The organism is Enterococcus sp. DIV1083b, from assembly GCF_051713705.1.
Taxonomy (GTDB): domain Bacteria; phylum Bacillota; class Bacilli; order Lactobacillales; family Enterococcaceae; genus Enterococcus_D; species Enterococcus_D casseliflavus.
Map to the genome: position 1 here is coordinate 1,780,898 of NZ_JBIOQJ010000001.1, position 18,642 is coordinate 1,799,539.

An 18,642-nucleotide genomic window follows, 5' to 3' on the forward strand; every position below is an offset into this window, starting at 1 on the left:
CAACCAGTTAGTGTGATTACTTGGCAGCTAACCACGCTGCTGCGGTCTCAAGTGCTGCTGTGATTCCTTCAGGATTCTTCCCGCCGGCTTGTGCCATATCAGGACGGCCGCCACCTCCGCCACCAACTTTAGGTGCGATCTCTTTGATCAAATCGCCCGCTTTCAATCCTTTTTCGTTGGCTGCTTTGTTCATGGCAGCTAAAAGATTCACTTTGCCATCATTCGCGGTAGCTAACACTAAAATATCAGAATGGTCTTTTTGTTTCCATTGGTCAGCTAGTTGACGTAATTGGTTCATGTCCTTTACAGTCACTTTTGCTGTGATCAGACGCAGACCATTTACTTCTTTGACATCCTTGAAAACATCCCCTGCTTGCTGGTTTGCTAACTTGCTGGCAAGAGCTTCGTTTTCTTTTTGCAATTCACGCAGCTGCGCTTGCAGTTGTTCTGTTTTGGCAACGACTTCTTTTAATTGGGCGGATTTAACGATCCCTGCAATTGCTTTTAATTGCGCTTCTTCTTCATGCAATAACGTATAAGCTTCTTGACTAGTCACTGCTTCAATCCGACGAACACCAGCACCGATCCCTGATTCAGAAACGATTTTGAAAATACCGATATCCTCCGTATTTGCTACATGGGTTCCCCCACATAATTCGATCGACCAATCGGCAACATTGACGACGCGAACGTCATGCCCATATTTTTCACCAAAGAGTGCCATCGCTCCCATGCCTTTTGCGGTATCGATATCCGTTCCGATCGTCACAACAGGAAGAGCTTCCCAAATTTTCTGGTTTACGATTTGTTCCATTTGGCTCAGCTCTTCGCTGGTCACTTGCCCAAAATGACTAAAGTCAAAGCGCAAATGTCCTGGAGCAACTAATGAACCTGCTTGGTTCGCATGGCTGCCCAATACTTCTTTTAAGGCTTTATGCAATAAGTGAGTCGCTGTATGATTTTTAATGATCTTATTGCGACGATGCTGATCCACTTGTAAGAAATAGTTCATGCCTTCTTGTAGTGGCGCTTTGATTGTAGCAGTATGCAAGAACTGACCGTTCGGTGCTTTTTTGACATCCGTCACTTCCGCTACGATCGTACCATCTTCTGCTACGATCGTGCCTGTATCCGCAACTTGTCCACCCATTTCTGCGTAAAATGGTGTTTCGGCAAAAATCAGTTTTGCTTCACCTGTCGAAACAGAATCATGTAACGCTTCGTCTTGGATGATCACTAATAATTCGCTGTTTGCTTCAAGTGAATCATAGCCAACGAAACGGCTGTCTACTTTGATATCTGTCAATAAAGCGGATTGTACGCCCATTGAAAGCTCCGTTTGTCGAGCCGCACGAGCACGGGCACGTTGTGCATCCATTTCTTGTTCAAACCCTTGGTGGTCCACTTTCAACCCTTCGTCTTCCGCCACTTCTTCTGTCAATTCAACTGGGAAGCCGTAAGTGTCATACAATTTGAAAATATCTTGACCAGCTAACGTATCTTGACCGTCTGCTTTTACTTGGGCGATCACTTGATTTAAAATATCTAACCCTTCATTGATCGTTTCATGGAAACGTTCTTCCTCGTTTCGGATCACTTTCTCAATAAATTCTTGCTGTTCTAGTACTTCAGGATAGTAGCTTTCCATGATCTCGCCAACGATCGGTACTAATTTGTATAAGAAGGCAGTATCGATCCCTAATTTTTTCCCATGCATGACTGCACGACGTAATAAACGACGTAAAACATAGCCACGACCTTCATTTGAAGGAAGTGCCCCATCGCCGATCGCAAAAGAAAGCGCGCGGATATGGTCTGCAATCACTTTAAAGGAGATATCTGTCGTTTTGCTGTCGCCGTAGTTCACACGACCGCTTAAATCTGCCACTGCATTGATGATCGGCAGAAACAAGTCTGTTTCAAAATTGGTTGGTGCATTTTGAACGATGGAAACCATTCGTTCCAGCCCCATCCCCGTATCAATGTTTTTATGTGGTAATGGTTCATAGGAGCCATCTGGTTGATGATTGAATTCTGAGAAGACCAGATTCCAGATTTCCAAATAGCGTTCATTTTCGCCACCAGGATAGTTTTCGGGATCATCTTCCGCTACGTCATTAAACTCAGGACCACGGTCATAGAAAATCTCTGAATCTGGTCCACATGGTCCTGCACCGATGTCCCAAAAGTTGTCTTCAATCTCAACGATATGCTCTGGTGTCAAGCCGACTTCTTCTGCCCAGATCCGTTTTGCTTCTGTGTCTTTTGGATAAACCGTGACATATAATTTTTCTGGATCAAAAGCCATCCATTCTGGTGAGGTCAAAAATTCCCATGCCCAATGGATCGCCTCATTTTTGAAGTAATCGCCGATCGAAAAGTTTCCTAGCATTTCAAACATCGTATGGTGTCTTGCTGTTTTCCCAACGTTTTCAATGTCGTTAGTCCGAATCGATTTTTGCGCATTGGTAATTCTTGGGTTTTCAGGAACAACACTGCCATCAAAATATTTTTTTAGCGTTGCCACCCCTGAATTGATCCATAATAGGGTTGGATCGTTGACTGGGACAAGGGACGCACTTGGTTCAATTGAATGACCCTTTGATTGAAAGAAGTCCAAAAACATTTGGCGTACTTCTGCACTGGATAATTGTTTCACGTTATTCTCCTACTTTCTTCTGTGTTCGCTTAAGATACAGGGGCTGACAAAATTGCTGGTAAGGCGCTCTTATGCCTGTCGAGTCATTTTGACGATAAAAAAACACCATTGCAGAACAAGGACGTCGATACGCGGTACCACCTTGCTTGCAATGATGTGACTCATTACCTCTTAGACTCGTTAACGCGGAGTGGACGGCAACATTTCTGCTGCAGTTGAGCACCAAAGGGAGCAATCCGTCTGAATTCATGTTTTTCTCTCAGCAGTGAAAAACTTTCTGTGATGAATCATCAAACCGACCATATCCTTCGTCATTCAAAGTATAAGGAAATGTGTCGAAAAAGTCAATCCTCAAATCCGTTCTTTGTTGATCAGAATCGCTTTGCGGTAACGATAGCTCTGGGGAGAAAGCTTTTGATCTGGCTGCAGCATTTTCCGTGAACGGTAATAACTGGCATATGGCAAGGCATCGAATAAGGGATGCCCACAAATCTGCCAGTTCTCCATTTTTAAAGACAAGCCATCTGTCAGCTCCCAAGCATCCGCAAGCCCATAGGTGCAGCCAAATAAATTCGGTTCAAGCAATTCAGCGGTTGACAAAGAGACACCATCGTCGCAGGATTTTTCATTGCCCCAGCGAAAAAGTCGCCGAGTCGCAGCACCGCAAACGTATTCCCATTGATCCTCTGATAACAGCTGAAAGCCTTGTTTGTCTAACTGCTGTTTCAATTCTGTTTGACTGACGGATTCGTGGGTAAATAACTGATAGGTTTCCGATAACGGCTCGAGTGCAGCAAAATAGCGATTCTCTTCGTGATAAAAAGCGGGTAATTCCCAACGCAAGCTTTCCTCAAAGGACGCTGGTGCTGTGAATTGTGCCTTTAGCTCTTTTTCGAAAACACTGAATTGATCGACTAACCCGTGAAACTCCCCAGTGATTGTATTTAACTGCCCGATATACCTTGCGCCAGCAGGCAGAGAACTTTTTTGGACTAGCATAGGATCAATCACAGCTTTGCGCAAAGGGCTCGTAGACTCATTGACAAAAATCCCCCAATCCTGGCTGGTTTCTAACTCATAGATTGTTTCCAGCTGGCGAATGATCTCGTTGGGTGGTGACTGCCAATTTTTACTCCAGCAAGTAGCTGGTAATCCTTGCACACCGAGATCCCAACCTAAGATCGCCTCAGAGTTCCCTGGTATAAAGACAAAGTCTTCGCCATCGATCGTTAATTCAAAGGTAGCACATTTCAACCCTGCATACGTCAACTGACTAAAATGGACATCGGTGATCTCCTTTAAAGGACTGACAAAATACATTAAAATTTGCTGGATCAGCTGTTCTTTGATTTCAAAGGACAGTGTCTTCCAATTTGACCATTGTAACGCCTCAAAAAAATCCACGTCATTTCTCCTCTCATCTGCTACAATTACTCTATAACGAGTATACCACGAAAAAGGAGGAAAACGACTGATGCTTTATTTTGGACGCAGTCCGTGGATGCTACAAGCGGTTTTCGCCCTGCGGCAAGCCGTTTTTGTGGAAGAACAGCACATCCCTATAGAATGGGAATTTGATGAAAAAGACCAAACCTGCCCATACTTTCTTTGGCTAGATGGAAACGCACCGATCGCTACCATCAGATATCAATTCTCTACGCCAAACACCCTGCAACCTGATCGCTTTTGCGTAGCCAAGGCCTATCGGCACCAAGGATACGGCACCAAATTATTGCATTATCTCGAAATGCGTGGTGTCCAAGAGGGCGCCCTCCAATCAGTGTTATCCGCAGAGATCGACGCTTGTGCGTTTTATGAATCCTGTGGGTATCAACAAACATCTGAACCCTATGCTGAAGATGGCGTATTGTGTGTAGAAATGACCAAACAATTAAAAACAGCAGTCAAGTAAGAGTAGTTCTCTTCCTTGACTGCTGTTTTGGTAAGCATTAGCTATTCGAATTTTTCTTGTTTTTGCGGGCGGTTCGAGTCGTTTGACGACGTTCGATCTTCCGTTTTTCTTTGTTCTTCTTATCAACGGCCCATTGAATTTTTTTCTTGTAGCCAGGCTTGATTTTTTTCTTCTTTTTCTTGACTAAGCCAATCAAGGTTGGGTCTAATTCGTCACGAGATTTTTCCCGCTTTTGCCGACGATTCCGATCGTAAGTCGCAACGATCTCGCCATTTTTGATTTCCTTCGGTTGGAAAACAACCCCTAGATCTTCGATGGCTTGGATTGCCCCTTCATCGCTTGGATCATATAAAGTGATCGCGGTCCCATCCATTTGGTTTCGACCGGTCCGACCAACACGGTGGATAAAGAAATCCAAATCAGCTGGAATCTCAGCATTGATGACATGAGAAACCCCTTCAATATCAATTCCTCGCGCAGCTAAATCTGTTGCGACAACATATTGGTAGTCCAAATTTTGCACTTGGCGCATGATCCGTTTTCTTTCACGAGGACTGATGTCGCCGTGGATCTTCGCTACTTTTAAGCCTTGTTCCTTTAAGTAATCCGTAATTTCATCCACACGGCTCTTCGTGTTGGCAAAAACGATGGCAAGATAGGGATGGCCTGTAGTCAATAATTGATAGATCAATTTATTGGTATTTTTCCCTTTGGTAGAAATCAACCAATTCTCGATCGTATCAGAGATGACTGCTTTCGATTTGATTTCTTCGATCAATGGATTGGCCATGTATTTTTTCAAGAATGGGCGCAATTTCTCTGGAATCGTTGCGGAGAAAACCAGCATTTGTAGTTTCTCAGGCAAACGCCCCGCAATTTGATCGACTTCTTCCAAAAAGCCCATATCCAAGGTCATGTCTGCTTCATCCACGACAAATACATTGGCAGTGTGAACCCCTAACGCTTGTTCGTTGATCATATCCAAGATGCGACCAGGTGTCCCAATCACGACATGGGGCTGTTGATTTTGCAGACGGCTTAATTGACGTTGCTTATCCGTTCCTCCGACGAAATTTGACACTCGAATTTCAGGATCATGAAATCCGCCGATTTGTTTTGCGGCGTGATAGATTTGCGTGGCTAATTCACGACTCGGTGCAGTGATCACTACTTGCACTTCATCTTTTTCGGCATCGATTTTATCCATCAACGGCAGTAAAAATGTGTGGGTCTTACCACTTCCGGTCTGTGATTGCCCTACAACACTGCGTCCTTTTTGGATAACAGGTATCAGTTTTTCTTGCACTTCTGTTGGTTTAGAGAACTTTTTATCAGCAAGTGCTTCATAAATAAATGGTTGAAATTTAAATGACTCAAAAGACATTCAAACACCTTCTTTCTTTTAGCATCCTTTGGATTATAGCATATGTTGCCTTGTTTTCCTAACTTTCTTTTGTAATCGATTGAGGATCGATCGTACTGATAGTATACGTTGCACTGCGGCGTTCATAGAAAAAGCGGCTTTCTTTTTTTATTGCTGCCCACAAGAGATTCAAGTAAAAACCAAACTGGATCAACCCCAAAATAACTACCATCAACAAACTAACGACTAAAAGCAGCAGATTGTTGGACTCAAGAAACGGTGCGAAAAAGATATTGACCCGACTGATGCTGGCATAAATCAGATAAAACAAACCATAGCGTTTCAATAAAGCCCCCAAGCTGACACGCTCACGGCCTTCTTGCATGATTTTGATTCGTACGAGTTTTTTTCCAATCGTTTGTCCTTTGGCAAGGTAAGCCAACAACACAAAGTACAGCAACACTTCAAGAGCAAAGTACCAATAGTCCCCACTAAAGTCCCGTACCGTCTGTTGAGTGAGCAAACGAACAGCGATCACCACAATAAAACTGACCACATTCAGTATTCCCCAGTCGATCAACCAAGCAAACACCCTTCGTGTCACAGTCACCCGAGTGCCTTTGGCGTAAGAATCGGCATCCATCTCTGCCCTTGATGGCAATAAGAACGTAAAAAGTGGGGCGATCGTCCAGCCCACAAGCCCTCCAACTGTATTGACAAAGAGATCATTGACATCGAATAAGCGATACGGACGAGGATAAATAAAATACAGTCCCGTCAACTGCGTTAATTCAAAAAACAACGTCAGGCAAAACGTAATAACGAGTGTTTTTAAAAAGGAACATTTGAAGTAATAACGCAAATAGACCCCAAATGGTAAGGTCAACAATAAATTAAAGAGTGGCTCAAGGAAGACCCCCTGCTTCATAGCGGGAAGATAGGTTTGCGGATCGTGAATGTTTAAGACGGTCTGTTGGACAAAATGTTGCCACGATGCCCCTAACTGCAATTCCATCTTAGGACCAGTCATCTGCGCTACCTCTTCGATCGAGGGCAATGGTAGGATAACTAAGAAATAGGCGCACAATAAATAGAAGACAAATGAATACAGAACCAGTGCGCGTGACAAGATAAAACGACCGTATTTTCGATATTGGATAACAAAAAAAATCATTGATATCGCCAATGCTAGGAAAGGAAAAACCAGCAAGGCAACCTTTATTGGGGTAATATAAGCGGACATAAAGAACTCCTTCACGTTTTCTTTTTATCTTACACGCTATTTCCCAAAACGTAAATTTTGGAGTATCATAAAAGAAAAGGAGGTTAAAAAACCATGTTAAATCCCTATTTTGCCTTTGGCGTACCGGCATTCCTTTTGGTTTTATATGCAGCTTTTGCTCTTTTTCGCCGGTCTTCCGATATACCCTACTTAGGATTTGTCCTTTTCATCATTGCTGGTTTTCTGACAGGATTTAGTTTACAAGTCATTCAACAAGCCATCAATGAAGTGGAGAAAACATCTCTTGAACACGTGCAAGAAACCCACCTTTACTCGCCTTACCTATTAGCGATTCCATTGATTGTGGGCATTCTTTTACTGATTGTCAACTTGATTCGCGGCTATTTAAAAGTCAAAAACGTTCGTCTGCGGACAAAATAAAAGCAACCTACCTAGAAATACGAATTGATCTTGCTCCTCTTGACGGGAAATGAGATCGCTTCGTATTTTTTTGGTAAGCTGCCTAGATTGCTAGACCCCTTCTAAAGATCCATCCGCCACTTTCGTAGTAAAACAGTTTATCAACCCAAAAAGGTTTATTCGTCGGCTAGTTCTTCATCCAGCTCTGTCTCTGACGTATCAGCAAAAGATTCTTTCACATCATCATTGACTTGTTCCAATAAATATTGCCAGTCACTATTTGACACAACCACCACATCGATATTCTTTTCTTCATCGATCAGCTCGAGGTTCGAAACATCCTCTCCTAACTGCTGGAATAGATCAATCAATGTTTGGTCTTGTAGCGTTACGTATTCAGTCCGTTTCATCCTTCTTCCCCCCATGAGTCAAAAAATTCATAAAACAAGATATCGAAACTAGTAAGATCGGTCATCTTTTGTAAAGTAGATAGATCTAAACGAATAAACGCTTTTTCCACTAATAAATAATGGTTTTCTTCCAGCGCTTCTTCGATAAATGGTAAAATCTCTTCTTCATCCCCTAATGTTTCACTAGAGATTTGGTCGATTTGATCAAACAAGCGATCATCTTGCAACAAAAAGAATTGATCGTCGTAAAGATAGACTGCGATTTGATATTGCCGGATGGGTAGCTCAGCCCGAATGACAAAAAAGCATTCCCCTGAATTGGAAATCGCTGGCAATAGTTCATTCGGTTGTAATGCCTGTTGGTAGTACATTTCCATCCCTCCTTTGTACTTACTATTATAAAGAACAATGGAGGAAAAAGGAAATAATCGAATTTCAGTTTAAAAAACTCTAAACAAAGTTAGACATCCCATTCTGCATAGAATTCTTCTAAAAAATCCTTCATGAAAGCTACGCGTCGCTGGGCTTCTTTTTTGCCATAATCCGTGGTCATCTTCTCAGGAAGCAAAAATAGTTTCTCATAAAAATGATTGATCACCGTCGTCCCTTTTCGGTAATCCTCATGATTTTGAAACGTCTTTGGGGCTAAGTCACTGACATGGATCGGGTGTTGATGACTGCCACCAAAATAGCTCGTCCGTAAAATACCGATCGCACCTAAAGCATCAAGACGATCTGCATCACGAACGACGCGGCCTTCTACTGAGACAACTTGCGCGCCTTGTAAAAGTTCTTTTGAAAAAGACAGATTCTCGATAATAGAAAAGATTTCTTTCGTTTGTGCTTCATTGGCTCCCGCTGCGGTCAAACAAATCCGCACTTCGTTATACGCCGCTGTGACATCCGCCACAACTTTGTCATCCACGGTATCATGGAGATAGGCTGCCGCCTGTACGACAAAGCGATCAACTGCCAATTCGTCGGCATCAATGATGGCTTGACTTAACCCAGCCACTCGTTTGACATGATCAAACCCATGTCCTGTGTAATCATTCCCCAGAATACTTTCGGCATAAGCAATTACTTTACTAAGATCGGCAACATTGTTTTCTTCCTTCATTTTTTTCCTTCTTTCGATATGAAAGCAGCTAGCCTTCTTTTTTCGATGGTGATTGATACAAAAGGAAAAGAAGTTCAACAAGACGAGCACCCCATGAAATAATTGGGGCGGCAACGTCTTGCGAAGCTTCTTTCCACTCGTTACTTTTAAGCGAAATCTTGCGTCTCGCTGATTTTATAGACACTAAAATAGATCTTGCGTAAATAGTCTAATAGATATTGAGGATTCAATAATTCATCCGTTGCATCTAAAATCAATTCATTTGGTTTCTTGGATGCGCCATATTGATGAATATTTTCAGTCAGCCATTTACGAATCGGTGAATAATCATCCGAAGCCAACACTTCATCGACATTGATTTCTTTTTCCATGGCGTGGAGTAATTGTGCTGCATACATATATCCTAGAGCATAGGATGGGAAATACCCGAAGCTTGAACCAGACCAATGAACGTCTTGTAAGATCCCTTCCAGATCATTTTCTGGACGAATCCCTAAATATTCCTCATATTTGTCATTCCAGATTTTTGGCAGTTCATCGATCGATACGGTTTCGTTAAAGATCATTTTTTCGATCTCGTAACGAATAATGATATGGATGACATATGTCAGACTATCGGCTTCAATACGAATCAAGCTAGCTTTCGAATGCTTCAAAGAGTCATAGAAAGTGTCAAAAGACACATCATCAAACGTGCCTTCCGCACATTCTTGGAAAAATGGGTATTGCTTTGCCCAGAAATTGCGGTTGCTGCCGATAATGATTTCATTAAACAGCGATTGGGATTCGTGGATCCCCATAGACGCCCCTTCATGAACGGGCGTGCCTTCGTATTTCTCATCGATGTTTTGCTCATACATCCCGTGACCGGCTTCATGAATCACACCGAACAGTCCCATCGAAAAGTCATTTTCGCTCCAGCGTGTGGTCAACCGTACATCATTGTGGTTGATCCCCGTTGCAAATGGGTGGACCGTATTATCCAAACGGCCGCGAGAAAAGTCATAGCCTAAGTCAGCAATCACTTTTGAGATAAATTTACGTTGCTGCGCTTCAGTCATCTTACGTGAAAGGATCGAAGTGTCTGGCGCTGTTCCTTTTTCAGCCAATTGACGACGAATATCCATGATACCATCTCTCACTTGTGAGAATACGTTATCCAAGATCTCAACCGTCATATTCGGTTCGTATTGATTTAATAAGACGTCATAGTTCGTCAGCTCATTTTTCTTCCAATAAGGAATCAATTCTTTCGTTAAGCGAATGTTTTCAGAAAGAGCATCTTTAAATAAAGAAAAATCTTTTTCTTTACGGGCTTTTAGCCAAGCAGTATGTGCTTTTGACGTAGCTGCGGAAGCCGCCATCGCCAACTCATTGGGCACATCTTTTTGCAATTCATATTCTTCTTTGACTAATTGATACGCCGCTTTCCCTACTTCTGATAATTCATCTGGGTGTTTTCCGAAATAGCTGATTGCTTCTTGGATTGGTTCCCCCACTTTTTTGTCAAAGTATAGACCATATAAATAGCTGTCAACTTCCGCACGGTAATCACTGGCTTTTTCTGGCATCCCTGTTTGATTATCCCAGCCTAAGATCCCCATTGCTTGTTGTAATAGATCGATTTCTTTTAATTCTTTCAGAAATTCTTGTTCTTTCATTCAGCAGACTCCTTTTTGCGTGGCGGACGTTGTCCCCAGTATTGGAAGAGATCGGTACGAATCGCACCGTTATATAATTTGCGTTTTTTTGTCGCTTTTTCGCCGTAATGGGTCTCAAAAGTCAAGTCACTGGTCAAAAAGTACTTGCTCCAGGTTTTAAGCGGTCGAAACACTTGGCCCATTTCTTGATACAGTCGCTGAACAGTCTCTTCTTCTCCTAAGCGTTCGCCATAAGGAGGGTTAGCCACAACGACACCATACTCTTTTTCTGTTTTAAAGTCTTTAACAGCTTGTTGTTTGAAGGTGATCGAGTCTCCTAGACCGATTTCTTCCGCATTCCGGCGGGCGATCTCAATCATTCGACCATTGATATCCGAACCGGTAATATCTAATTCGACATCATAATCTGCTGCTTCATCTGCTTCTTTCCGTACTTTTTCAAATACTTCTGCTGGGAACCAATCCCACGTTTCGCAAACAAATTCCCGATTAAATCCAGGGGCGATATTATGGCCGATCAACGCTGCTTCAATGCACAATGTGCCTGATCCACAAACGGGATCGACAAACGGCTTGTCTTTGTACCAATTTGTCAGCATCACTAAAGCCGCAGCCATGTTTTCTTTCAGAGGGGCGCCTCCTTTTTCTAAACGATAGCCACGTTTAAACAAACTAGGGCCAGTCGTATCCAATGTGATCATCGCATGGTCTTTCAATAAAGCGACTTCTAATTGGAAAAAAGCGCCCGTTTCAGTCAGCGGCACACTTGCCGGACGATGATATACTTCTCTTAAGCGATTGACGATTGCTTTTTTGGTAATCGCTTGGCAGTCAGGTACACTATACAATTTTGATTTGATTGATTTTCCGGCTACTGGAAATTCAGCGTCTAACGGTAAAAAGTCTTCCCACGGTAACGCTTTAACTTCTTCAAACAGCTGATCGAAAGTCAATACGTCAAATTCCCCGACGACAATTTTGATACGGTCCGCTGTACGGAGCCACAAGTTCGCGGTAGCAATGGTCTCCATCGTCCCTTTAAAGCGCGCTCGGCCGTTTTCAACCTCACACTCGATCCCTAAATCCCGTAATTCTTTGCCCACTAGTGCTTCTAAACCGCTCGCAGCGGTGGCAATACAATTAAATGTTTTTTCAGTCATAACGCTCTCCTTCTTGGTATAAAAAAACCTTCCGTTGCTGGAAGGATTCCCTGATAGGTTGTGATTTTCTATAAGCCATGTTTTGTCCGTATTTTCCTCAGGGAGAAGAAAACACTGGGTAATTATCTATCTGCAATTACTTGCCTTCTTGCTCCGTTCATTTCCGTGCAAAAAGTGCCCCTACCATTGTTTGGGTTGCTCGCTCGAGGGGTTTACCGCGTTCCACCAAGACGGTTTCCCGGCTTGCTTCGTCACTGTGGCACTTTCAAGGATACTTTGGCATAGCTTACACCTTAGCCATTTTTCCTGCCGTTACTTTCTCAAGTACCCTAGCTTATGGTTTCGCTAGGCACGAACACTACAAGCATCTCAGCTTGTGCGAGCATGGACTTTCCTCAGCATAATCGAGTTATGCCGCAATTACCCGAAAACCACAACTATCTTTTCTAAAATAGATTAGAATTGACGGGTTTTTTCGTTGTCATCTTCAAAATCAGCATTTGTATAGTTGCTGTTGTAGGAAGAAGAACGAGTGACAGGTTCTGATTCACGATCAAGCTTTTTGCCAAACACTTCTTTTTCAAGATTAGACAAACGTTTCAAAATATCAAAGTTTGTAACGGTTTGGCTTTTCGGCGCTTCTTGTTGAACACGAGAAGCGATCGCTTGGTTTTTCGACAATTGATCGATTTTCGCTGTCAGACGATCATTTTCTTCTTGCAGGGCTAAGATCTCTTTATTGTAGCTTTCGTAGTCTTTAATGATATTATCTAAAAACTCATCCACTTCAACTGGATCATACCCGCGCATTTTTGTTTTGAATTCTTGTTGCAGAATATCTTTTGGACTATAAATTAAATTTGCCATTATTTACACCTCATTGTTTATTCCAAATGGTTTTCACTTTCTAGACCATTCTATCAAAAAATATACGAAAATCAAAGTAAATTACTATCAAATGTTGCGTTTTGTAAGTCATCCATTGTTATTTGATGAATAAAGTAGGGATTTTGCTCACTATAAGCTTTGGCATCTCTTAAGAAATAATTAGGTTTTCCTGGAAATTCGTCATCATATAACACAAGTGCGCCTTCGGTATGCTCAAGTAAAAATGCCGTGTGATTTCTTAATTGACTGGGGTCTTGGTAAGGCTTATGGCTGGTGGCATTGACATAATCGGCAAATGACTTCGCTGTTTGCAGTGCCTGCTGATTTGTTTCGTTCCAATTTTTACCAAATCCTTCAAAAGGAAAAATAATTCCTAGTTTCAGTTCTGGGTATGTCTGTTTTAACTGTTCAACGGCTTCGGCACACCACAGCTCCGCGCCAAGATTCCCGCTGATCAAGAGCCATTCTAACCCTTCTTCGACATAATTGGTCAAAGTCGACATTATTACTTTCTTAATAACTGCAATCTTGGGATCTTTTGCTTGAAAGACACCTAATTCATAATTACGATAGCCAGTAAAGTATAAGGTTTTCATTGTTTCTCTGGTCATCTCTTTTCTTTCCAAACGACTTTTTGGTATAATGTTGCCTAGGAGTGTGAACAACATGGTTATTCGTTACCCGAATGGACAATCTACTACCTATGATGACGGCAAAAAACAAAAAATGCAAGAGAAACTAATAAAGCCAAAAACGTATGCCAATCGTGGGATGCGTTTTGAAGAAGCGATCAATGAAAGCAACCTTTATTATTTGAATCGGAAACTTGCTGTCATTCATAAGAAACCGACACCAATTCAAATCGTGAAAGTAGATTATCCAAGAAGAAGCGCCGCCGTAATCAAAGAAGCCTATTTCCGTGAGGCATCCACCACTGATTACAATGGGGTTTATCAAGGGCAATATATCGACTTTGAAGCGAAAGAGACTCAAAACAAAACGTCATTTCCCTTTAAAAATTTTCATCCACACCAAATCAAGCATATGGAAGACTGTTTGGAACAAGCGGGTTTATGTTTTGTTCTTTTATGGTTTTCTAGTCTACAACGCTGCTTTTTTCTCGATAGCAAGTGCTTAGTTTCTCAATGGCACCTGCAAAAAGAAACGGGAAAAAAATCAATGACACTGGCCTATATTGAAACGAATGGGATTGAAATCATCCCTTCAATTGCGCCGCGTATTCCCTATTTAAAAGCAGTTGATCAATTTTTAACGATGAAGGAGAATGATTAGTATGGCAAATGGATCACAATCGAGGACCTCTCGGCATGATTCTAAGAAAGGTACAGCTAAAAAAGCACCAAAGCCTCCTAAGGCAAAAGGCAAACGAAGCATTGGGAGTATTCTTTTAAAAGTATTTATGGGGCTGTTTTTCTTAGGCTGTATCGGGATTCTATCCGGGATGGGGCTATTCTGGTGGTATGCCAAAGATGCGCCTGCACTTGATGAAACACGTTTGGATTCAACGGTTTCTTCTCGTTTCTATGCGTCAAATGGCGAATTGATCACTGAATTCGGTAGTGAAACCAGAGAAAAAATTACAGCAAGTGAGATTCCTCAACTGCTGGAAGACGCGATCGTCTCTGTCGAAGATCGCCGCTTCTACCAGCATATCGGAGTCGATCCGATTCGGATCGTCGGTTCCGCATTATCCAATGCCACAACCGGCGGTATGCAAGGCGGAAGTACGTTGACACAGCAATTGATCAAGCTATCCTTCTTTTCTACCAGCGCTGAAGACCAAACATTACGTCGTAAAGCACAAGAAGCATGGATGGCGGTTCGTCTTGAACAAATGAAATCAAAACAAGAGATCCTCACTTACTACATCAATAAAGTATATATGTCCAATGGTGTATATGGGATGCAAACGGCCGCAATGAAGTTTTACGGCAAGCCGTTAGCTGAACTAGACCTTGCCCAAACCGCTTTGATTGCTGGTTTACCAAATGCCCCTTCTGCGTTTGATCCTTTCGCTCATCCTGATAATGCGAAAAGTCGTCGAGATGTGGTTTTAGGCGCAATGCTTGAAAACGAGAAAATCACGCAAGCGGAATATGATACAGCCGTTGCCGAGGATATTCAAGAAGGCTTGCAAGACAATCCCCGTGAAAACCAAGAGTGGAAATACTTTGACAACTACTTTAACGAAGTGATCGCTGAAGTCAAAGAAAAAACTGGGAAAGATGTGTATACTGACGGCTTAGATATTTATACTAATGTCGATATCGATGCACAAAAACGATTATATGACATCGTCAACAGTGACGACTACGTTGATTACCCAGATGACAAGATGCAAGTTGCCGCTACCTTAGTTGATGTTAACACAGGCAAGGTGACCGCTCAGATCGGTGCCCGTAATGTTGATGATGTTCTAGCAAATAACCTGGCTGTCAATGTCGCACGAGACTTTGGTTCGACCGTCAAACCAATCACAGACTATGGCCCTGCCTTTCAATTTCTACAAGATTCCACGGGTAGAATGATTTTAGATGAACCTTACACGTATAAAGGGACGAATATTCCTGTTTACAACTGGGATCGCCAATACATGGGCAATATCACCTTGCGGACCGCTCTAGCAGAGTCTAGAAATGTGCCGGCAGTGAAGCTGTTTGATGAAGTCGGCGCGGACAATATCGCAGACTTTCTTAGCGGTTTAGGTATCGAATACCACACGATTACTCAATCTAATGCAATTTCGAGCAATACGGATAAATTAGATGGCACAAAATATGGGATCTCCAGCCTGAAAATGGCCGCTGCTTATGCTGCGTTTTCAAATGGTGGTACCTATTACGAACCACAGTACGTCAATAAGATCGTCATGCAAGATGGCACAGAAGACGAAGATTCCTTTAAAGTTTCTGGTCAAGAAGCAATGGATGATACGACGGCTTACATGGTGACCGATATCTTGAAAGATGTTATTTCTGTCGGTACTGGGACCAATGCGCAAATCGATGGTTTATACCAAGCAGGGAAAACGGGAACGTCCAATTACACCGATGACCAGCTAGCACAACTAGATACATCAAACGGTGCTTATCCGGATATCACTTTCGCCGGCTATACCCCATCCTATTCATTAGCTGTTTGGACTGGCTATAATGATAAGATGACACCAATCACTGATAGCAGCACCCATGTGGCTTCTGATGTTTATCGAGAATTGATGCGTTATGTTTCAGCATCCGTAGAAAATACGGACTGGACAATGCCAGATGGACTGACACGGATCGGAAGAGAGCTTTATCTTGAAGGGACATACACGCAACCAAGCTATTCAGCACCAAGCTCTTCCAGCAGCAGTTCCTACGTTGAACCAACGACACCTTCTACAGAAAGTAGCGAATCAACGCCATCAAGTACAACAGAATCATCAAGTGTAGTGACACCACCAGTGACAACACCTGATGAGGATGATTCATCTTCGGTCGTTACGCCTCCTGCTTCTAGTCAGGATCCCGGTTCAACAACACCTTCCAGCAGTGAGGATAATCCTTCCTCACCACCGGACCCGCCGGAACCAAACGATGGTAGTGTCGAATAATGGAGAATCGCAAAAAAAACAGTAGATCAAAATCTGATCTACTGTTTTTTTTAATTCCTGCCATATAAATGTAGAAGCTTACTTTTCAAGCTCTTCAAACAGCAATTTTTTATCGGAAAGCTGATAAACTTGATTATGCAGATCGTCAAATAAATGAATCACATTTTCTTTCGTCTCGTTCACTTCAAAAAGAATCTCTTTGGCACGATCATGAATCCCATCGATCCGCATTTCTGTTGTACGGATCATTCGTTCAGATTCGATTTTCGCTTCTTGAATCGTGCGATTCGCTTTTCTTCTAGCAAAGACTAAGACCTCACTGATTTCTGTTTGGAACTGCTCGTTTTCGATTTGTAGGGCTGCATTTTCTTCCCTTAATGCTTCGATTGTCGCCTGAAGCTCTGCGACTTCTTCATTTGATTCGCTAGCTGATACATTTGCAGCAAGCTCTTCTTTTTCTGCCAATTGCTGTTTCAAATCAGCAATTACCTCTTGCAGCTGCTGGATTTCTTGCCGCTTCAAGGTCCATTCAGCGCGTTCATTTTCGTAAGTTTGTTGCTCTTGTTGCTCTTTTTCTTGCTGAACAGCTAACTTGGCTTCTAATTGCTGGATTTTTGCTTCAAGTTTTTCTGTATCTACTTTTGCAAGCTGCTCTTCTAGGTCTTTGACTTTCTTATTCGCTTCTACTAGCGAAGCTTTTAATTCTTTTGCCTCTGCTTCTTGTTGAGCCACTACCTTCTGCTGTTTTTTTAACTGATTTTTTTCTTCCTGTAGTTGCTCATTTTCTAAAATCAATTCTTTGATTTCAAAAGATAAATTTTCAATCATATGATCCTTTTCTTGTTCTTTTGACTCTTGCTTATTTGTCTGGTTTGTACTCAATTCTTTCTCCATACGTTCTCCTTTATCTTCAACGAGTTGACTTTCCTTGGCGTAGCTATCACGGTTGCCAGAGGACTTTTGCTGCACTGCTATCTTTTTGACACTTTGCTCTTTCTGCTGATCTCCAGCCACTCTTTGGTGAGAAATCGGTTTTGCGAAAGTTTGTGCGACAGGTTTTACTGCTTCTTTCTGGGTTTTAGGGAGTTCATTGTCTGCTGGTCGATTGGTCTCGTCCTCATTTTTTTCAGGGGTAGCCTTTGCGGACCCTTGATCCTCAACGATTCCCTCTTCTTGATTTGTCTCCTCAAATTCATTCAGCTCTTCTATGGATAATTGATTCACTTCATCCATTAGCTTTTGGGCAGAAAACCAACCTTTGTTTTTCTTTTTCATCATTAATTTTTCACACTGCCTTTTTGTTCATTTGTATTGATCGTTTCACTTTGATCCGTTTGAGGAGTAGACGATATGCTCTCGCTCCTCTCGTTGTTGGCTACTTCTTGAGCATCAGTGTTTGGGAATCTGCGTTCTAAAAGGGTCCAGACCCCATTCTCGTCACGAATGATCGTCTGCTCAAAGGACTGATCAGAATCCTTGGAAAATTGGACAGAGAAGGTTCCTTGGGTGATCAGGGGAACGTTCTGCATATCATGGAGTAGACGAGAAAAATTCTCTTCCCATCCGTTTAAGTCATCAATTGATGGTAATTTGCTAGATAGAACAATCGAGATTTCTTGCAAAGGCTGATCAACAAAAATCATCGCTACGGTGCGACCTAGATATGGTGATAACTGATAGGCCAACTCATATTCAGCTGCGAACTGTGCTTCACGATCATTGGAGACGAGTAAATGCTCCCAATCAATCGCTTCAAAAGAAAAGCCGTTCTCAGGATATGCAAAAATCGGCATACGCATCCATTCAGTTTGTTCAGTTCTTAGCGCGAAGACTTCCTCTTTCAATTGACTGGTTTCTTCTTGCAGCTTTTGCAAATGAATGTCGCCTGTCAGCTGAAAAACTGTTAGTAGCAAGACACTTACGATTATGGTACTACTGCAGCCCAATACAATTAGCAGGTGCCCACTGCGCAGGTTGTGCTTAAATAAACGCAGTTTCCTTTTGGCTAAAGCATCTGACGACAGCTGCTTTTCAACTTTTCTTAATAAATATTCTCGATACAATCGCCAACCGATGATACTACCTGCTCCAATGGCAAGCAGTATCATCCCAATATAGATAAAAATCACAGTCTCTTCCTTCCATCAAAACTAAAATTCGTTTTATTCATCCCTTTTGATACAAACTTAGTCTCGTTGATATGTTGCAAGA

Annotated in this window: 17 protein-coding genes and 1 other RNA gene; 4 read left to right on the forward strand and 14 right to left on the reverse strand. The window is 42.3% G+C overall.

All coding sequences use genetic code 11. The annotated features are described in order from the left end of the window. Positions 1–16: 16 nt before the first annotated feature. Entirely contained in the window at positions 17–2,659 is a 2,643-nt protein-coding gene (alaS, locus tag IGI69_RS08230; RefSeq protein WP_438740391.1) for an alanine--tRNA ligase, read from the reverse strand. Between the two features lie 351 nt (positions 2,660–3,010). Next, entirely contained in the window at positions 3,011–4,063 is a 1,053-nt protein-coding gene (locus tag IGI69_RS08235; RefSeq protein WP_005226132.1) for a DUF7278 family profilin-like fold-containing protein, read from the reverse strand. Positions 4,064–4,133: 70 nt separating this feature from the next. Here IGI69_RS08235 and IGI69_RS08240 point away from each other — a divergent pair, with 70 nt between their 5' ends. Beyond that, the gene (locus IGI69_RS08240; RefSeq protein WP_373191804.1) at positions 4,134–4,571 is read left to right on the forward strand and encodes a GNAT family N-acetyltransferase; all 438 of its coding nucleotides are present in this window, start codon (positions 4,134–4,136) and stop codon (positions 4,569–4,571) included. A 37-nt stretch (positions 4,572–4,608) separates the two neighbouring features. On the opposite strand, the gene IGI69_RS08245 is transcribed toward IGI69_RS08240, so the two are convergent. After that, on the reverse strand, positions 4,609–5,955 hold the full coding sequence (locus tag IGI69_RS08245) for a DEAD/DEAH box helicase (RefSeq protein ID WP_005226134.1): 1,347 nt from the start codon (positions 5,953–5,955) through the stop codon (positions 4,609–4,611). Positions 5,956–6,013: 58 nt separating this feature from the next. After that, complete coding sequence (locus tag IGI69_RS08250; RefSeq protein ID WP_438740393.1) at positions 6,014–7,177, reverse strand: VanZ family protein; 1,164 nt, start codon at positions 7,175–7,177, stop codon at positions 6,014–6,016. Between the two features lie 93 nt (positions 7,178–7,270). Between IGI69_RS08250 and IGI69_RS08255 the strand changes: the two genes are divergently transcribed. Next, on the forward strand, positions 7,271–7,597 hold the full coding sequence (locus IGI69_RS08255; protein WP_010748384.1) for a hypothetical protein: 327 nt from the start codon (positions 7,271–7,273) through the stop codon (positions 7,595–7,597). A 155-nt stretch (positions 7,598–7,752) separates the two neighbouring features. Here IGI69_RS08255 and IGI69_RS08260 read toward each other — a convergent pair whose 3' ends face one another. The 8 genes from IGI69_RS08260 to IGI69_RS08295 all read right to left on the reverse strand — a co-directional run bounded on the left by IGI69_RS08260 (position 7,753) and on the right by IGI69_RS08295 (position 13,411). Further along, positions 7,753–7,986 carry a hypothetical protein gene (locus IGI69_RS08260; RefSeq protein WP_438740395.1) on the reverse strand — a complete coding sequence of 78 codons (234 nt, stop codon included), beginning with the start codon at positions 7,984–7,986 and terminating at the stop codon, positions 7,753–7,755. After that, positions 7,983–8,363 carry a hypothetical protein gene (locus IGI69_RS08265; RefSeq protein ID WP_005226138.1) on the reverse strand — a complete coding sequence of 127 codons (381 nt, stop codon included), beginning with the start codon at positions 8,361–8,363 and terminating at the stop codon, positions 7,983–7,985. The genes IGI69_RS08260 and IGI69_RS08265 overlap by 4 nt, the downstream gene beginning before the upstream one ends. Positions 8,364–8,446: 83 nt before the next feature. Further along, complete coding sequence (locus IGI69_RS08270; protein WP_438740397.1) at positions 8,447–9,106, reverse strand: HD domain-containing protein; 660 nt, start codon at positions 9,104–9,106, stop codon at positions 8,447–8,449. A 146-nt stretch (positions 9,107–9,252) separates the two neighbouring features. Beyond that, positions 9,253–10,767, reverse strand: coding sequence for a carboxypeptidase M32 (locus IGI69_RS08275; protein ID WP_142964941.1), 1,515 nt, complete (start codon positions 10,765–10,767; stop codon positions 9,253–9,255). Further along, complete coding sequence (locus tag IGI69_RS08280; RefSeq protein WP_275855108.1) at positions 10,764–11,927, reverse strand: THUMP domain-containing class I SAM-dependent RNA methyltransferase; 1,164 nt, start codon at positions 11,925–11,927, stop codon at positions 10,764–10,766. Before IGI69_RS08280 ends, IGI69_RS08275 begins: the two co-directional genes overlap by 4 nt. Before the next feature lie 66 nt (positions 11,928–11,993). Next, an RNA gene (rnpB, locus tag IGI69_RS08285) (RNase P RNA component class B) lies at positions 11,994–12,359 on the reverse strand. Between the two features lie 24 nt (positions 12,360–12,383). Beyond that, complete coding sequence (gene gpsB / locus IGI69_RS08290; protein WP_005226142.1) at positions 12,384–12,794, reverse strand: cell division regulator GpsB; 411 nt, start codon at positions 12,792–12,794, stop codon at positions 12,384–12,386. A gap of 71 nt (positions 12,795–12,865) precedes the next feature. After that, on the reverse strand, positions 12,866–13,411 hold the full coding sequence (locus IGI69_RS08295; protein WP_438741508.1) for a DUF1273 domain-containing protein: 546 nt from the start codon (positions 13,409–13,411) through the stop codon (positions 12,866–12,868). Between the two features lie 70 nt (positions 13,412–13,481). Here IGI69_RS08295 and recU point away from each other — a divergent pair, with 70 nt between their 5' ends. After that, entirely contained in the window at positions 13,482–14,108 is a 627-nt protein-coding gene (recU, locus tag IGI69_RS08300; RefSeq protein WP_015509744.1) for a Holliday junction resolvase RecU, read from the forward strand. A 1-nt stretch (position 14,109) separates the two neighbouring features. After that, complete coding sequence (locus IGI69_RS08305) at positions 14,110–16,431, forward strand: PBP1A family penicillin-binding protein (protein ID WP_438740400.1); 2,322 nt, start codon at positions 14,110–14,112, stop codon at positions 16,429–16,431. A 78-nt stretch (positions 16,432–16,509) separates the two neighbouring features. Here the strand turns inward: IGI69_RS08305 and IGI69_RS08310 are convergent, their stop codons facing one another. Together IGI69_RS08310 and IGI69_RS08315 are read right to left on the reverse strand one after the other, a co-directional pair. After that, on the reverse strand, positions 16,510–17,709 hold the full coding sequence (locus IGI69_RS08310) for a hypothetical protein (RefSeq protein WP_438740402.1): 1,200 nt from the start codon (positions 17,707–17,709) through the stop codon (positions 16,510–16,512). Beyond that, a complete protein-coding gene (locus IGI69_RS08315; protein ID WP_438740404.1) occupies positions 17,709–18,560 on the reverse strand; it encodes a hypothetical protein in 852 nt (283 codons plus the stop codon). The genes IGI69_RS08310 and IGI69_RS08315 overlap by 1 nt, the downstream gene beginning before the upstream one ends. Between the last annotated feature and the right edge of the window lie 82 nt (positions 18,561–18,642).

Coding starts and splice junctions, on each gene's coding strand:
- IGI69_RS08310 (WP_438740402.1), bottom strand. CDS start 17,709: ATGATGAAAAAGAAAAACAAAGGTTGGTTTTCTGCCCAAAAGCTAATG.
- IGI69_RS08245 (WP_005226134.1), bottom strand. CDS start 5,955: ATGTCTTTTGAGTCATTTAAATTTCAACCATTTATTTATGAAGCACTT.
- IGI69_RS08240 (WP_373191804.1), top strand. CDS start 4,134: ATGCTTTATTTTGGACGCAGTCCGTGGATGCTACAAGCGGTTTTCGCC.
- IGI69_RS08275 (WP_142964941.1), bottom strand. CDS start 10,767: ATGAAAGAACAAGAATTTCTGAAAGAATTAAAAGAAATCGATCTATTA.
- IGI69_RS08265 (WP_005226138.1), bottom strand. CDS start 8,363: ATGGAAATGTACTACCAACAGGCATTACAACCGAATGAACTATTGCCA.
- IGI69_RS08280 (WP_275855108.1), bottom strand. CDS start 11,927: ATGACTGAAAAAACATTTAATTGTATTGCCACCGCTGCGAGCGGTTTA.
- IGI69_RS08260 (WP_438740395.1), bottom strand. CDS start 7,986: ATGAAACGGACTGAATACGTAACGCTACAAGACCAAACATTGATTGAT.
- IGI69_RS08255 (WP_010748384.1), top strand. CDS start 7,271: ATGTTAAATCCCTATTTTGCCTTTGGCGTACCGGCATTCCTTTTGGTT.
- IGI69_RS08270 (WP_438740397.1), bottom strand. CDS start 9,106: ATGAAGGAAGAAAACAATGTTGCCGATCTTAGTAAAGTAATTGCTTAT.
- gpsB (WP_005226142.1), bottom strand. CDS start 12,794: ATGGCAAATTTAATTTATAGTCCAAAAGATATTCTGCAACAAGAATTC.
- IGI69_RS08250 (WP_438740393.1), bottom strand. CDS start 7,177: ATGTCCGCTTATATTACCCCAATAAAGGTTGCCTTGCTGGTTTTTCCT.
- IGI69_RS08295 (WP_438741508.1), bottom strand. CDS start 13,411: ATGAAAACCTTATACTTTACTGGCTATCGTAATTATGAATTAGGTGTC.
- IGI69_RS08305 (WP_438740400.1), top strand. CDS start 14,110: ATGGCAAATGGATCACAATCGAGGACCTCTCGGCATGATTCTAAGAAA.
- recU (WP_015509744.1), top strand. CDS start 13,482: ATGGTTATTCGTTACCCGAATGGACAATCTACTACCTATGATGACGGC.